16 protein-coding genes and 1 tRNA gene are annotated in these 13,539 nt (G+C 66.8%); 9 read left to right on the top strand and 8 right to left on the bottom strand.

The features are described 5' to 3' along the window. Positions 1–164: 164 nt before the first annotated feature. The 9 genes from G3N96_RS14140 to G3N96_RS14100 all read left to right on the top strand — a co-directional run bounded on the left by G3N96_RS14140 (position 165) and on the right by G3N96_RS14100 (position 6,708). Positions 165–911, top strand: a complete 747-nt coding sequence (locus G3N96_RS14140; RefSeq protein WP_122944580.1) for an SDR family NAD(P)-dependent oxidoreductase — start codon at positions 165–167, stop codon at positions 909–911. Positions 912–1,013: 102 nt separating this feature from the next. Continuing rightward, complete coding sequence (gene ybgC / locus G3N96_RS14135; RefSeq protein ID WP_206137579.1) at positions 1,014–1,499, top strand: tol-pal system-associated acyl-CoA thioesterase; 486 nt, start codon at positions 1,014–1,016, stop codon at positions 1,497–1,499. Positions 1,500–1,629: 130 nt separating this feature from the next. After that, positions 1,630–2,307, top strand: a complete 678-nt coding sequence (gene tolQ / locus G3N96_RS14130; RefSeq protein ID WP_021157170.1) for a protein TolQ — start codon at positions 1,630–1,632, stop codon at positions 2,305–2,307. A gap of 10 nt (positions 2,308–2,317) precedes the next feature. Further along, positions 2,318–2,767, top strand: a complete 450-nt coding sequence (tolR, locus tag G3N96_RS14125) for a protein TolR (RefSeq protein WP_011351075.1) — start codon at positions 2,318–2,320, stop codon at positions 2,765–2,767. Then, positions 2,764–3,819, top strand: coding sequence for a cell envelope integrity protein TolA (tolA, locus tag G3N96_RS14120; protein WP_124576579.1), 1,056 nt, complete (start codon positions 2,764–2,766; stop codon positions 3,817–3,819). The genes tolR and tolA overlap by 4 nt, the downstream gene beginning before the upstream one ends. Before the next feature lie 109 nt (positions 3,820–3,928). Then, on the top strand, positions 3,929–5,224 hold the full coding sequence (gene tolB, locus G3N96_RS14115; protein WP_124576578.1) for a Tol-Pal system beta propeller repeat protein TolB: 1,296 nt from the start codon (positions 3,929–3,931) through the stop codon (positions 5,222–5,224). A 17-nt stretch (positions 5,225–5,241) separates the two neighbouring features. Beyond that, positions 5,242–5,754 carry a peptidoglycan-associated lipoprotein Pal gene (pal, locus tag G3N96_RS14110; protein WP_089439314.1) on the top strand — a complete coding sequence of 171 codons (513 nt, stop codon included), beginning with the start codon at positions 5,242–5,244 and terminating at the stop codon, positions 5,752–5,754. A 19-nt stretch (positions 5,755–5,773) separates the two neighbouring features. Next, on the top strand, positions 5,774–6,523 hold the full coding sequence (ybgF, locus tag G3N96_RS14105; protein ID WP_071333989.1) for a tol-pal system protein YbgF: 750 nt from the start codon (positions 5,774–5,776) through the stop codon (positions 6,521–6,523). 108 nt (positions 6,524–6,631) lie between these two features. Further along, a tRNA-Lys gene (locus G3N96_RS14100) sits at positions 6,632–6,708 on the top strand. A 162-nt stretch (positions 6,709–6,870) separates the two neighbouring features. Here G3N96_RS14100 and G3N96_RS14095 read toward each other — a convergent pair. The 8 genes from G3N96_RS14095 to G3N96_RS14060 all read right to left on the bottom strand — a co-directional run. Then, positions 6,871–7,818 (bottom strand): fatty acid desaturase family protein, encoded by a 948-nt coding sequence (locus tag G3N96_RS14095; RefSeq protein ID WP_206137578.1) that lies wholly within the window; start codon positions 7,816–7,818, stop codon positions 6,871–6,873. Beyond that, positions 7,815–8,432 carry a phosphatase PAP2 family protein gene (locus G3N96_RS14090; protein WP_206137577.1) on the bottom strand — a complete coding sequence of 206 codons (618 nt, stop codon included), beginning with the start codon at positions 8,430–8,432 and terminating at the stop codon, positions 7,815–7,817. The genes G3N96_RS14095 and G3N96_RS14090 overlap by 4 nt, the downstream gene beginning before the upstream one ends. After that, a complete protein-coding gene (locus tag G3N96_RS14085) occupies positions 8,429–9,586 on the bottom strand; it encodes a hypothetical protein (protein ID WP_206137576.1) in 1,158 nt (385 codons plus the stop codon). The genes G3N96_RS14090 and G3N96_RS14085 overlap by 4 nt, the downstream gene beginning before the upstream one ends. After that, on the bottom strand, positions 9,583–10,332 hold the full coding sequence (locus G3N96_RS14080; protein WP_124576575.1) for a hypothetical protein: 750 nt from the start codon (positions 10,330–10,332) through the stop codon (positions 9,583–9,585). Before G3N96_RS14080 ends, G3N96_RS14085 begins: the two co-directional genes overlap by 4 nt. Then, on the bottom strand, positions 10,329–11,345 hold the full coding sequence (locus G3N96_RS14075; RefSeq protein WP_241022631.1) for a hypothetical protein: 1,017 nt from the start codon (positions 11,343–11,345) through the stop codon (positions 10,329–10,331). The genes G3N96_RS14080 and G3N96_RS14075 overlap by 4 nt, the downstream gene beginning before the upstream one ends. 65 nt (positions 11,346–11,410) lie before the next feature. Continuing rightward, positions 11,411–12,475 carry a glycosyltransferase family 2 protein gene (locus G3N96_RS14070; protein ID WP_206137575.1) on the bottom strand — a complete coding sequence of 355 codons (1,065 nt, stop codon included), beginning with the start codon at positions 12,473–12,475 and terminating at the stop codon, positions 11,411–11,413. A gap of 139 nt (positions 12,476–12,614) precedes the next feature. Next, positions 12,615–13,058 carry an inner membrane protein YiaA gene (gene yiaA, locus G3N96_RS14065; RefSeq protein ID WP_124576572.1) on the bottom strand — a complete coding sequence of 148 codons (444 nt, stop codon included), beginning with the start codon at positions 13,056–13,058 and terminating at the stop codon, positions 12,615–12,617. Positions 13,059–13,161: 103 nt separating this feature from the next. Beyond that, positions 13,162–13,539: AraC family transcriptional regulator (locus G3N96_RS14060; RefSeq protein ID WP_206137574.1), on the bottom strand; the 378-nt coding region annotated here is incomplete at its 5' end.

The raw sequence follows: 13,539 nt of genomic DNA, 5'->3' as shown, positions 1-13,539 counted from the left end.
TTGGATGCGTCATGAATAGGCAACCGCACGGCGGTGCGCCGGAAGCAATTGGGGCCAGACTCTACGCGCCCGTGCGGGAACGCTGTGCCGCCTTGCCGCGGTGCGGCAATCTCAGTAGGCTTGCGGGATACCACTCGCTATTTTGTCATCCACCAGGAGCAGCAATGATCGTGTTCGTCACAGGCGCGTCCGCCGGCTTCGGCGCCGCCATCGCCCGTGCCTTCGTCAAGGGAGGCCACCGCGTCGTCGCGACCGCGCGCCGCAAGGATCGTCTCGATGCGCTCGCCGCCGAACTCGGCGATTCCCTTCTGCCGCTCGAGCTCGACGTACGCGATCGCGCGGCCGTCGAGGCCGTGCCGGCCGCCCTTCCCGCCGAATTCGCGGCGCTCGACGTGCTCGTCAACAACGCCGGCCTCGCGCTCGGCGTCGAGCCGGCCCAAAAGGCCAGTCTCGACGAATGGCACACGATGATCGACACGAACTGCACGGGCCTCGTCACGGTCACGCACGCGCTGCTGCCCGGCATGATCGATCGCGGCCGCGGCCACATCTTCAATCTCGGCTCGGTCGCGGGTTCGTACCCTTATGCGGGCGGCAACGTCTACGGCGCGACCAAGGCTTTCGTCAGACAATTCAGCCTGAACCTGCGCGCCGACCTGCTCGGCACGCCGCTGCGCGTCACCGACATCGAGCCTGGCCTGTGCGGCGGCACCGAATTCTCGAACATCCGCTATCGCGGCGACGACGCCAAAGCGGCGAACGTCTACAACAATGTCCAGCCGCTGATGCCCGAGGACATCGCCGACACGATCTACTGGATCGCGACCCGCCCCGCGCATGTCAACGTCAACACGATCGAGTTGATGCCGATCGCGCAAGCCCCCGGCGGCCCGACCGTCCACCGCGGCTGAAGCCACGCGGGCCAGCCCCCTCCGGGCCGGCCCGCGGTGTGCTACGACATACTACATTCCGTTACGAATCGGTTACGAATCAGGCCCTTGCCTTCCGGTAGAATGCGCGCCATGACCCAGCCTACCCGCTCCCCGGAAGCGCCGTCCGGCTTCATCTGGCCGGTGCGCGTGTACTACGAGGATACCGACGCAGGCGGCATCGTCTTCTATGCCAACTACCTGAAGTTCTTCGAACGCGCCCGCACCGAGTGGCTGCGCGCATGCGGCATCGACCAGCGCCAGCTCGCCGACGACACCGACGCGATCTTCGTCGTCCGCAGCACGTCGCTCGACTACCGCGCCCCGGCGCGACTCGACGACACGCTGGCGATCACGAGCCGGCCCGGCCGCATCGGCCGCGCGTCGGTGGAATTCGCGCAGGAAGCCTGGTGCGGCGACACGCTGCTCGTATCCGGGCACATCCGTCTCGGCTGCGTCGACCGTACCGGCATCCGGCCCGCGGCCATCCCGCCGGCCGTGCTCGACGCGCTGCAACGCGGGTCCGTCATCGACGACGGGCAGACTGCGCTGTCAACGAAGCTCGCATGAGCGCCGTTTAGACAAAGCCTATGAACTTGCCTTTCTGATTCGATACTAAGCAAGGTTCGGCGCCAGGCATGGCCGGCGCGCCGCGCCACACGCATACCGGGCGCCCCGAAGGGACGTTACTCAAACCTCTATGAACACTTCTCAAGACCTGTCGATCATTTCCCTCGTCCTCAACGCGAGCGTGCTGGCCCAGGCCGTGATGGGGCTGCTGTTGCTGCTGTCGCTGATGTCGTGGACCTTCATCTTCCGCAAGTGGTTTGCGATCCGCCGCGCACGCGCGCAGACCGAACGCTTCGAGAAGGATTTCTGGTCGGGCGGCGACCTGCAGGCGCTGTACCAGAGCGCAGCCAACAACCGCCACACGATCGGCGCACTCGAGCGGATCTTCGAATCGGGCATGCGCGAATTCCTGAAGGCGAAGGAAAAACGCATCAGCGATCCGGGCCTCGTGCTCGACGGTGCCCGCCGCGCGATGCGCGCGTCGTTCCAGCGTGAAATGGACGTGCTCGAAGCGAACCTCGCGTTCCTCGCATCGGTCGGCTCGGTCAGCCCGTACATCGGTCTGTTCGGCACGGTCTGGGGGATCATGAACTCGTTCCGCGGCCTCGCGAACGTGCAGCAGGCCACGCTCGCCAACGTCGCACCGGGCATCGCCGAGGCGCTCGTCGCCACCGCGATCGGCCTGTTCGCCGCGATTCCGGCGGTGGTCGCGTACAACCGCTACGCGCACGACATCGACCGCCTCGCGATCCGCTTCGAGACCTTCATCGAAGAGTTCTCGAACATCCTGCAGCGTCAGGCCCAGTAAGGAGCGCGCCATGGCAGGAAGTCCCATCCGATCCAGCATGCGCGGCGGCCGGTCGCGCCGCGCAATGGCCGACATCAACGTCGTGCCGTACATCGACGTGATGCTGGTGCTGCTCGTGATCTTCATGGTCACCGCACCGCTCGTCGCCCCGTCGATCATCAACCTGCCGACCGTCGGCAACGCCGCGCCGCAGGAGCAAACGCCGCCCGTCGTCGTCAACATCAAGGCCGATCGCACGATGAGCGTCAAGTACAAGGGCGACTCGGGCGCGACCCAGGAAGACACGATGACGAAGGCCGAGCTCGACAGCTTCATCGTGGCCCGGCAGGCTGACCATCCCGACCAGCCGGTCGTGATCGCGGCCGACAAGACGGTGCAGTACGATGCCGTCATGACCGTGATGTCCGATCTGAAGGCGCGCGGCGTCAAGCGCGTCGGCCTCCTCGTCAAATCGCAATGAACCGGCAGCAATCCACGCGCAGCTCCGCCTACCCGCCTCAGCCTCCCCGCGAGCGCGGCACCTGGCGCGCATTCGCGCTCGCCGCGCTGATGCACGTGCTGCTCGCGCTGTTTCTGTATCACGGCGTGCAGTGGCAGAACAGCACGCCTGCCGGCGCCGAAGCCGAGCTGTGGACCGAGGTGCCCGATGTCCCGGCGCCGCGGCCCGTTGTCACGCCCGCACCGCCCGTGAAGGTCGCGCCGCCCCCTCCCCCGGTGCGCGACGAGCAGGCAGACATCGCGCTGCAGCAGAAGAAGCGGCAGCAGGAAGCGGCCGCGCGTGAAGCGCTGCTCGAGCAGCAGCGCCGCGCGCAACAACTGAAGGCCCGGCAGGAAGAGGAAACGCGGCGCGCACAGCTCGCGGCGCAGCAGGCAGCCGCACTCGCCGCGCAGAAGGCCGCGGAGCGCGACAAGCAGAAGCAGGCCGACAAGCTCAAGCAACAGCAGCTCGCCGAGCAGCAGAAGCTCGAACAGCAGAAACTCCAGCAGCAGAAGCAGGCGCAGCTCGAAGCGCAGCAGGCGGCGAAGGCGAAGGCCGACGCGGCCGCGAAGGCAAAGGCGGAAGCCCAGGCCAAGGCGAAGGCCGAAGCCACGGCGCGCGCGAAGGCCGAAGCGGCAGCGAACGCGAAGCTCGACCGCGAGCGCAGCGCGCGGCTGGCACAGATGCAGGGCCTGTCCGGCGCCGGTGAAGGCGGCGGCGAAGGCCTCGCGAAAAGCGGCACGGGCACGGGCTCAGGCGGCAATGCCGCGACGCCCGGCTATGCCGACAAGGTGCGCCGCCGCGTCAAACCGAACATCGTTTGGGGCGGTGAGCGAGCAGGCCTGACCACCGTCGTCAAGATTCGGTGCACGCCGTCCGGTGACGTATTGAGCGCATCGGTTTCCCGCTCCAGCGGGAATTCGGGGTGGGATCAAGCCGTGGTGAGTGCAATCCACGCATCGGTCCCGTTGCCGCCCGATTCTAACGGTCGTACCCCGTCGGACATTACGATTACCTTCAAGGCGGCGGAGTGAAAAGAAATGCGCTTACACTCCGGGCGTCGCTGTCGGACGGGAACGAATCGGGTATTTTTACTGTCTCTGCCGTTGCGCAGCGATCCAAGTCATACGGGAAGCAAGAAGCATGAGTTTGATGACAAAACTAGGTTTCAGGGCACTCGTGGCCTCGTGTCTGATTACGGCGGGCAGCGCCGCTAACGCCCAGGTCAACGTGCTGATCACCGGTGTCGGGTCGACCCAGTTCCCCATCGCCACCGCGAATTTCGCGAATGAGGCGAACCTGCCGCAGCAGGTCACGTCGATCGTCCGCGCCGACCTCGCCCGCAGCGGCAAATTCACGAACATCGACGCCGGCAGCACGCCGGTGCCGGAGACCGCATCGGTCGATCTCGGCGCATGGAAGGCCAAGGGCGCGAATGCGTTCGTCGCCGGCAGCGTGAACCGCGAGGCGAACGGCCAGTACAAGGTCAACTTCATCCTGTACGACACCGTGAAGCAGCAAAGCCTCGGCGGCCTGTCCCTGACGGCCACCGACACCACGCTGCGCACGGCCGGCCACAAGATCGCCGACTACATCTACCAGAAGCTGCTCGGCGTGCGCGGCGTGTTCGCCACGCGCCTGTCGTACGTGATCAAGACCGGCAACCGCTACCAGCTGCAGATCTCGGATTCGGACGGCCAGAACGCGCGCATCGCGCTGTCGAGCACCGAACCGATCATCTCGCCGTCCTGGTCGCCGAGCGGCACGAAGGTCGCGTATGTCTCGTTCGAGCGCAAGAAGCCGATCGTCTACATTCACGACCTGCCGACCGGCCGTCGCTACATCGTCTCCGACCAAAAGGGCAACAACAGCGCGCCGGCCTGGTCGCCGGACAGCAACACGCTGGCCGTCGCGCTGTCGCTGACGGGCAATACGCAAATCTATACGGTCAACGCGACGGGCGGCGGCCTGCGTCGCCTCACGCAGAGCAGCTCGATCGACACCGAGCCGTTCTACTCGCCGGACGGCCGCTGGATCTACTTCACGAGCGATCGCGGCGGCGCACCGCAGATCTACCGGATGCCGGCACAGGGCGAAAGCGCCGGTGCCGCGCAGCGCGTGACGTTCACCGGCAGCTACAACACGAGTCCGCGCATCAGCCCGGACGGCAAGCTGCTCGCTTACATCTCCCGCACGGGCGGGGGCTTCAAGCTGTACGTTCAGGATCTGCAGTCCGGCGCGGCGAACGCCATCACGAATACGAATCGCGACGAATCGCCGAGCTTCGCGGCAAACGGCCAGTACCTTCTGTACGCTACCCAGTCGGGTGGTCGCAATGTTCTGGCAGCAGTGCCCTCGGACGGCAGCGCGCCGCCGCAAATCCTGTCCGTCCAGGGCGGCTCCGTTCGTGAGCCGTCGTGGGGGCCCTTCATGCAATGACCACAAGGAGAGTAAACATGATGTCGAATAAAGCTCGTCTGGCCCTGGCCGTGATGATGATCAGCGCGCTCGCAGCGTGCAAGTCGGGCGTGAAGCTCGACGACAAGGCGAATGCCGGCGGTGCGGTCAGCACGCAGCCGAGCGCCGACAACGTCGCGCAAGTGAACGTCGATCCGCTGAACGACCCGAACAGCCCGCTCGCGAAGCGCAGCATCTACTTCGACTTCGACAGCTATTCGGTGAAGGACGAGTACCAGCCGCTGATGCAGCAGCACGCTCAGTACCTGAAGAGCCACCCGCAGCGCCACGTGCTGATCCAGGGCAACACCGACGAACGCGGCACGAGCGAGTACAACCTCGCGCTGGGCCAGAAGCGTGCGGAAGCCGTCCGTCGCGCGATGGCACTGCTCGGCGTGAACGATTCGCAAATGGAAGCCGTGAGCCTCGGCAAGGAAAAGCCGCAGGCAACGGGTCACGACGAAGCATCGTGGGCGCAGAACCGTCGCGCCGACCTCGTCTACCAACAGTAAGTAACGGAAGAATCGCCGTATGACGCACCGTGTATCCCTGCTGCGCGTTGCCGCAGCATTCTGCGTCGCCGGCGCGGCGTGGTCGGCCGCGCCGGCGCACGCCGGCGTGTTCGACGACAACGAAGCGCGCCGCGCCGTGCTCGATCTGCGCAGCAAAACCGACAACCTGGCGAGCCAGTTGTCCGCCGCCCAGCGTACGATCCTCGATCAATCCGGCCGTCTCGACCAGCTGAACCAGCAGGTCGCGACGCTACGCGGCGAGAACGAGGACCTGACGAACCGGCTGACGACGCTCGAGCGGCAGCAGAAGGAGTACTACCAGGATCTCGACACGCGGCTCAAGAAGTTCGAGCCGCAGCAGGCGACGATCGATGGTGTCGAAGGCACCGTGCAGCCGGGTGAAACGGATGCGCTCAATGCGGCGCAGCAGCAGTTCCGCAACGGCAACTTCAAGGCGGCCGCGGCTTCGTTCCGCGCGTTCATCGCGAAGTATCCGCAGAGCCCCTACCAGCCAACCGCGCAGTACTGGTACGGCAATGCGCAATACGCGCTGCGCGACTACCGCGGTTCGACTGCAACGTGGCAAGGGATCGTCAGCAAGTTCCCGCAACATCCGCGCGCAGCCGACGCCCTGGTGGCAATCGGCACGAACCAGCTCGAACAAGGCCAGAAGGCGGCCGCGAAGAAGACGTTCGAGCAGGTCGTGTCGCAGTACGCCGGGTCGAACGCAGCGCAGACCGCGCAGGGCAAGATCGAGTCGATCAAATAATTATCGCGGCGGGTTGTTGACAGCCTGACAATCCGTCGCTATAATCTTTTGCTCTTTGGGTCGTTGTCCAAGTTGTTGAAGCAACGAACCAACAGGTTTCAAGAACGTGGGGTGGTAACTCAGTTGGTTAGAGTATCTGACTTTTAATCAGAGAGTCGAGGGTTCGAGTCCCTCCCACCCTACCAACTATCTTCGATAGTGCAAATCAAAGCCTCCCAAGTGGAGGCTTTTTTGCGTCTGTCGCATCCATATCGAAGCGCGGCATCCCGGTGATGTCTGCGACACACTCGGCCGCACTCTCCCGACTCCGCCACCGGACAGCGCACGCACCCTGCCCCGCCCGTGCGTCAGCGCAAGCTCACGTCGCGCAGCACGCCACCATATCCCGTGTACAGATTGCCGTCGGGCAGCAACTGCCGCTGCGCAAGCTGCCGATGCACGACCGGCAGGTGATGGAACGGCATCCGCGCGAACAGGTGATGTTCGATATGAAAATGAATCGCGTGAGGGCCGAACAGGAACGTCTGCCACGAACGCCGGACGATCGTGCGCGCGTTGCGGCTCTGGTCGGCACCGGCCGGCAGCCCCGCATGCTCGAAGATCGCACGCACCTGCCCGGCGAGCGGCAGCAGCGTGACGGACGGCACGATCCACAACGTGACGTACAGCAGCGGATGCCCGGTCCATGCGAGCGCACCGAACAGCACACCGTTGCCGGCCAGCATCGACGCGACTTCCCACGCGGCGTACGCGCGCGACTTACCGACCTTCGGCAACGCATGCGCGAACTCGCCGCGGGCGAGCTTCACGACGCTCGTCACGTAACCGATCCCGCATGCGTACGCGAGCAGGCGGCCGATCAGCCGCCGGCGCGTCACCGGATAGTCGTGCACGCCGAACAGCAGCGCGACGGGATCGTCCGCCTCCATCGGTGCGCGATGGTGCTTCAGATGGCCGGCACGATACGTCCGCAGCGACAGCCACAGCGGGCCGGCCGCGAACAGTTGGCCCAGCGCGTCGTTGACGCGCCGGTTCCGCGCCAGCAAACCGTGCGCACCTTCGTGCATCATGACCGCGAGCGCAAGCTGGCTGCGCGCGATCACGATCGCGGCCAACGCGTACACGAGCGGATGCGCGAATACGATCGCAACCGCGAACACGGCGGCAATCATCAGCCAGTCGCCTGCCAACGCCGCACCCACACGCAATGCGCTCACGCGAAACAGCGCGGGATCGGGCACGAACCGCGCAAGCTCGGCATTCGGCCCGCCATGATGAACAGGGGCATCCGTCACGCGAACCTCCCGCGCAGCGATCGCCGCTCGACCCACCGCGCACTGACCATCGCGAGCGCCACGCCGCCCAGCACATCAACGACCGTATGCTGCTTGACCGTCAGCGTCGACGCGCAGATCAGCAAGCCGACCACCAAGGTCACGAGCCGTCGCCGGTCCGTCAGCATCCGGCAGGCAAGGCAGGTCACCGCGACATGCAGGCTCGGAAAACCATTGGCCGCGAGATCGAGCTGCCACATGCGTGCGAGACGGTGACGCACGAACGTGTTGCCGATCTCCGCGACGTCAGGCCGCGGCACGGCTTCCGGAAACAGCAGGAAGCACACGACACCGAGCACGAAAGCGATCAGCACGGCCTCCTTGAACGCGGCGAACGCAAGCGGCCGCGCATACGCGGCAAGCGCGATCACGAACGGAAAGAAGCCGACGTAGGCGAACCACGACCATGCGATGAACGGAATCCGCGCATCGATCGACGTGGCAAACACGAAGCGCGGCGTGACGCTGCGCTCCAGCAGAAAGAAGATCGCGAGGCCGGCAGCCATGCCGAACGTCGCGGCCAGCATCTGCCGGATAGCCGACCGGTGATCGTCACGAAGCGACAGCAAATTCATCGTGGTGCCGGCGCCTCGCATCGCGTCTCCGTATCGGCCACCTTCGCATGCGGACGCAACGCGAGGAGGCGTGACGTCCATGCGTCGACGCGCGCACGCGCATGCTCGCGGCCGGCGATCGTTCCTGCCTGCGTACCGGGGTGGCGCATCAGCTCGGCGGCAGCCTGCCCGACGTCCCGCTGGAACGCGGCCGCGTCGCCGCGCCACGTGACGACGCGATGCAGGAGTTGCAGTTGCGCGGCGCGCGCGGCGTTGCTCGCCTGCTCGGGCTGGTCGGACTGCACGAGCAGGATCGGGCGGTGATACACGCGTGCGATCGACAGCGCGGCCATGCCGGGTGCCGACACGATCAGCGGTGCATGGGCGGCGCAGGTCACCCAGTCGGCGTCGACTCCGGTCCAGCCGTCGTGCCCGGCATAGCCCTCGCCCACGCGATGGGTGGCGAGCCCCGCGTCGCGCAGGCCGGCCGACAACGCATCGGCGAGCGCGATATCGCGAAAGTGCGGGTTCAGATAAATGGCGGCTGCAGCCGGTTCCGAAGCGGGTTGCCCGACGACGATCGGCACTGGCGTCGGCAGTCGGTAATGTGCGCACGATCGCCGGACGGCATCGGCGGCATCGTACGCGAAATCGTGTTCGATGCAGCACCGCGCCGAATCGATCTGCCAGTCGACGATCCGTGCAAATGCACGCGCCAGTGCGCGCGGCAGCCGTGCATCGAAATTCTCGGTCAACGCGCGCCGCAGGCTGCCGCCATACACGTGGACGATGCGGCGCCGCCAGCCCGGCATCGCCCCCATGAACAGCAGCGCCGGATGAAACGAGTCGTTGATCACGAGATCGGCATCGCGGACGATCGCACGCAACCGCGCGATGTCTCGCAGCATGCGTGTCGGCCTGAACACGTAGTGCGCGACATTGCGATCGGTCGCGTCGCGCAGCATGTTCTGCCGTTCGTCGAACTGCACCGCGTAGTGACGTGACAGCACGGCCGCGTCGATGTCGAACGCAGCCAGGAACGCCTGCCCCGCATCGGACGTCGTCAGCACGTCGACCTGGGCGCCGGCCGCGCGCAGCGCATGCACGAGCAGTTGCGCGCGCATCAGGTGGCCGCGTGCGTCGGCCGTCGCGAGATAGACGATGCGCGGCATCATGCGCGCGGACGAAGCGACTGGAACCAGCCGGCCGCGACCATCGCCAGCGCACCCGTCACGCCGAAACCGGCCTCGACCGCGCGGATCTCGTCCAGCAACGCGGCGAGATGCGCCGCCTCGGACGGTGGAACCAGACGGCGCAGCGTGTCCGAGCAGAGCCGGACATGCCGCGTCTCGTCGGCGAGCACGCGCGCGAGCAGCGGATACAACGGATGGGCATCGCCGATCGTCGCGCAGTGACGCGCGAGCACGCGCATCGCCATCTGTTCCGCGCACAGGCCCGTCGCATAGGCCGGCACGAGCACGCCTTGCGAGAAATGCGGCGCATGGCGCTGCGCAAGCCGGCGCCATCGCATGATCTTGCGCCGGCTCAACCAGTCGGGCTCATGCGGTGCAGTCGACGGCGCGACGCCGCGCTCGCGCAGCGCATCGGCGAATGCAGCCGCGTGGCGACGCTCGTCCGCGAGGTGCTGCTCGATCCGCGGCGCAAGCCAGTCCGGCGGCTGCCCGGTCCAGTCCTCGTGCAACGCGCACTCGGTCGCTTCCTCGCCGATCAGGTACATGCGCAGCACCCAGCGCTCGCCGTGTGTACTGCGATGCAACTGCCGGATCGCCGCCCGCTTGAGGCGATCGACGAGGTACGCGCGCACCCGCGCCGCCCCGCGCGGCACGGGCGCATCAAGACAGTCGAAGCGTCCATCGTGCGCCGCCTGCGGCGACGCCGGCAGTTCGCCTGCCGCGCTCATGCCGGCTCGCCTCGTGCAGACGTGGATTTCGTCGCAGCCGCCGCAGCGCCAGCCGGATCGCGACGCCATCCGAGGATCAGGCCGATGAAACTTTCCTGCATGAACGCGTGCGCGGATGCGGCTGCACCCGCAAATGCTTCCTCGCGGCCGTTGACGCGCAGATAGCCATTACCGTCACGCGCACCGAACTCGATCCGGTCGTTCTTCCTGAAGCCGCGCGTGCGCATGTCCTTCACCAGCGCGCTGCCGTCCAGGCCGAACAGGAACAGCTCGCGCCGTGCGACCCACGCCGGAATGTGATTGCTCAGTGCATCGAAGCGAATCGTCCACGTGCCGGCTGCGAGCGCGCGATCGACGTCGGCATCGTGCGGCGCGTTCGATGCAAAGCTCGCACGCGCGACCGCCTTCGTCAGGCCGCCGACGCCGAGCCCAATCGTGATGTCGTCCGCGAACGGCTGCTTCGGATCGGTCGCGCTCACCTTCACGAGATGCCGCGCGAGACGCGATGCCAGCGACGGATGCGCGAACAGCGCCAGCGTTTCGTCCGGCGTGAGCACGTCACGCTCGCCCTCACCCTCCTTCACACGCACGCGGTACGGCTCGATCCGAACGTCCGTGAACGTGCCGTGCACGGGCGCATGGACGTACACGTCGCGGTCCCATTTCGCGCCGTCGCGACGCAGCAGCACGTGCACGCTCAGCGGCACGCGCCGGCCTTCGCCGTCGACGCCCGTGCCCTGCAGCAGCACGTCGCCGAGCACGTCCTTCGTGCGGCGCGCTGAATCGCTCGAGAAGACGATCGCGTGCGCATCGGTATCGATGCTCGCGTGAACGTCCGGCGCATCGAGTGCGACGCGATTGCAGTCCGCGGTGGCCGCGTTCGTGAACGGGCAGCCGCTTTGCGATGAGAAGTGGTATATCCCGCGCCCCGCATGGTCGACCGGCGCGGCATGGGCGCCGACGCTGGCGGCAAACAGGGCGACGCAGGCAACACGGGTGACGAAGGAGGACATGGTCGTGGTCAGGATGGATGGAGGGTATCGGCGTGTCATGGCCGCGCATGATGCGCGGCGCCGGTTCAATGCCGGTGATAGGACAGCGCGTCGAGATCGCGCCGCGCCGATGCGCGCCCGGTGAGACCGAAACCGCGTGCGAGCGCGCCGAGCGTATCGACGGCGGACGCCGCGATCGTGACGCCGACGGCCGCGAGATAGCGGACGACGCCTAGCTGCGGCAACTGCTGGCGATTCAGCGCGCGCAGGCTGTAGCCGAGCCGCATCGCCATCACGCAGAACGGGCCGAGCGGGCCGCTGCGGCCGAGCCACTGCCAGCCGCGCGGCAGATACGCGTTCACGAGATACGGTGTCAGGCCGACACTGTCCTCGCCGCGCATCCAGCGCAGCTTCAGCGATTCGCGTTGCGTGTCCGGCAGCCGATGTTCGGTCTGCGCGGCCGGTGCGAACTCGACGGCCACGCCGGCTGCCTGCATCCGCAGCCCCATCACCTGGCAATGCGCGCGATAGACCCCGTCGAGCGGCTCGTAGCGGAATTGCGCGAACACGTCGCGCCGAAACGCGACGTTGTTCGCATAGAAATTGCGCGTCGCACCGTCACGCAGCGGGCTCGGGAAATACATGAAATCGATCGACGTCAGCGCGATGCCGAGCACGTTCGGCGCATAGCTGGTGCGCCCCGCCACCGCCGCGGGCGCATCGCCGGCTTCGCGCGCGAACGGTGCGAGCAGGTGCTCGAGCCAGTCGACAGCCGGCCGGCAATCGGCATCGCCGAACACGACGATGTCGCAACGGGCCGCGTCGACGCGGTCGAACCCGTCGTTCTTCGCATCGTAGTAGCCGGTGCTCGCGCCGATCTCGACGAAGTCGATCGGGCGGCCGGCCAGCGCGGCGATCTCCTGGCACGCATCGGCCGGCAGCCCGTCGTGCGTGATGATCCATTGCGCGAGCGCCGCGGGCGGCACGGTCTGCTTCGACAGCGCCGAGACGAGGCGCTTCAGGCTGTCGACGGCCTGCACGAGCCCCGCGCCGCCGCGCAGGTTGTTCGTCTCCAGCACGAGCGCTGCCCGCGCCGCCACGGCGCGAGCAGCCGCGCGGGTGAGCCGCGTGGTTTCTGTGAAGTCTGGCATCCGTAATATCTCCATCGTCATGCGCACCGGCATGGATGAAACGAATGGGCGGGGAGCCCGCGGCGTATCGGCGAATGCGGGCCGCCCGCGACCGTCGTCGCAAAACGGGCGGCCTGGACGGCGCCCGCTTCGCGTGCCGTCACTCCTGAACGGACGGCGCCGATTCGGCGTCGGTATAGCGCGGCTTCGCGTTCTGCAAGTCACGCGTGTTCTTCTGCACGGCAACGGAACCGAACAGCGCGAGCACGAACGACATCGCGTAGAAGCCCTTCTCGCTCAACTGCAGCGTCGCGTTGAAGAGGCCGACGACCAGCAGCGCGATCGACAGCAGCAGCGCGATCCAGCTGAGGCCGTAGTAGATGCCGGTGACGGGAATGCCTTCCGCGCGGTCGCGGACGCTCTTCTGCAGCGAGATGGCCGCATAGAGACCGAACACCAGCACGGTGAAGTAGTAGCCCTTCTCGTTGAGCTGCATGCCGGCGTTCCAGAGACCGATCAGGAATGCCGCGAAGCCGGCGATCAGCGCGGCCCACGACGCGGCCACGAACGCGAACGACGGCTGCTGGATGGTGGTCTGGTTCATTGCTTTGCCCTCTCTTTCTTTTTGTTCGAAATCGTTTTCGTTGAACTGCGTTTCGCGCATGGTAGCAGCTTTGGCGCGGGCCACGACAGCGTCACTTGCAGTCTTACATGCCGCGCTGCGCCCGCCGCCAGCGCCCCGGCGTCGTGCCGAGCACCGCGCGAAACGCCTTGCCGAAGGCGGCCTCGGACTGGTAGCCGACCGCCTGGCCGATTTCCGCCTGCCCGCGCTGCGTATCCTGCAGCAGCGCGCATGCGTGCATCATCCGGATCTGCGCGACGAATGCGCCGACGCTCATTCCGGCCCGCTCGCGGAAATGCCGTGCGTACGTCGCGCGCGACATCGCGGAGGCGTCGCCGAGCGACTCGACCGTCCAAGGTTTCTCCGGTGCCTGCAGCACGGCCTGGACCGACGGGCCGAGCCGCGCGTCGGCCGCCAGCGCCAGCCAGCCGGACGGCACGCGCGCCCCCCGCCCGTATAGACC

Source organism: Burkholderia sp. Se-20373 (genome assembly GCF_017104705.1).
Taxonomy (GTDB): Bacteria; Pseudomonadota; Gammaproteobacteria; order Burkholderiales; family Burkholderiaceae; genus Burkholderia.
Note: the sequence above shows the minus strand (reverse complement) of the source record. Positions and strands in the feature narration are given on the sequence as shown.

Excerpts from the sequence above, each read along its gene's own strand:
- G3N96_RS14140 (WP_122944580.1), top strand. The coding sequence starts at position 165 with ATGATCGTGTTCGTCACAGGCGCGTCCGCCGGCTTCGGCGCCGCCATC.
- ybgC (WP_206137579.1), top strand. The coding sequence starts at position 1,014 with ATGCGCGCCATGACCCAGCCTACCCGCTCCCCGGAAGCGCCGTCCGGC.
- tolQ (WP_021157170.1), top strand. The coding sequence starts at position 1,630 with ATGAACACTTCTCAAGACCTGTCGATCATTTCCCTCGTCCTCAACGCG.
- tolR (WP_011351075.1), top strand. The coding sequence starts at position 2,318 with ATGGCAGGAAGTCCCATCCGATCCAGCATGCGCGGCGGCCGGTCGCGC.
- tolA (WP_124576579.1), top strand. The coding sequence starts at position 2,764 with ATGAACCGGCAGCAATCCACGCGCAGCTCCGCCTACCCGCCTCAGCCT.
- tolB (WP_124576578.1), top strand. The coding sequence starts at position 3,929 with ATGAGTTTGATGACAAAACTAGGTTTCAGGGCACTCGTGGCCTCGTGT.
- pal (WP_089439314.1), top strand. The coding sequence starts at position 5,242 with ATGATGTCGAATAAAGCTCGTCTGGCCCTGGCCGTGATGATGATCAGC.
- ybgF (WP_071333989.1), top strand. The coding sequence starts at position 5,774 with ATGACGCACCGTGTATCCCTGCTGCGCGTTGCCGCAGCATTCTGCGTC.
- G3N96_RS14090 (WP_206137577.1), bottom strand. The coding sequence starts at position 8,432 with ATGAATTTGCTGTCGCTTCGTGACGATCACCGGTCGGCTATCCGGCAG.
- G3N96_RS14085 (WP_206137576.1), bottom strand. The coding sequence starts at position 9,586 with ATGATGCCGCGCATCGTCTATCTCGCGACGGCCGACGCACGCGGCCAC.
- G3N96_RS14080 (WP_124576575.1), bottom strand. The coding sequence starts at position 10,332 with ATGAGCGCGGCAGGCGAACTGCCGGCGTCGCCGCAGGCGGCGCACGAT.
- G3N96_RS14075 (WP_241022631.1), bottom strand. The coding sequence starts at position 11,345 with ATGTCCTCCTTCGTCACCCGTGTTGCCTGCGTCGCCCTGTTTGCCGCC.
- G3N96_RS14070 (WP_206137575.1), bottom strand. The coding sequence starts at position 12,475 with ATGCCAGACTTCACAGAAACCACGCGGCTCACCCGCGCGGCTGCTCGC.
- yiaA (WP_124576572.1), bottom strand. The coding sequence starts at position 13,058 with ATGAACCAGACCACCATCCAGCAGCCGTCGTTCGCGTTCGTGGCCGCG.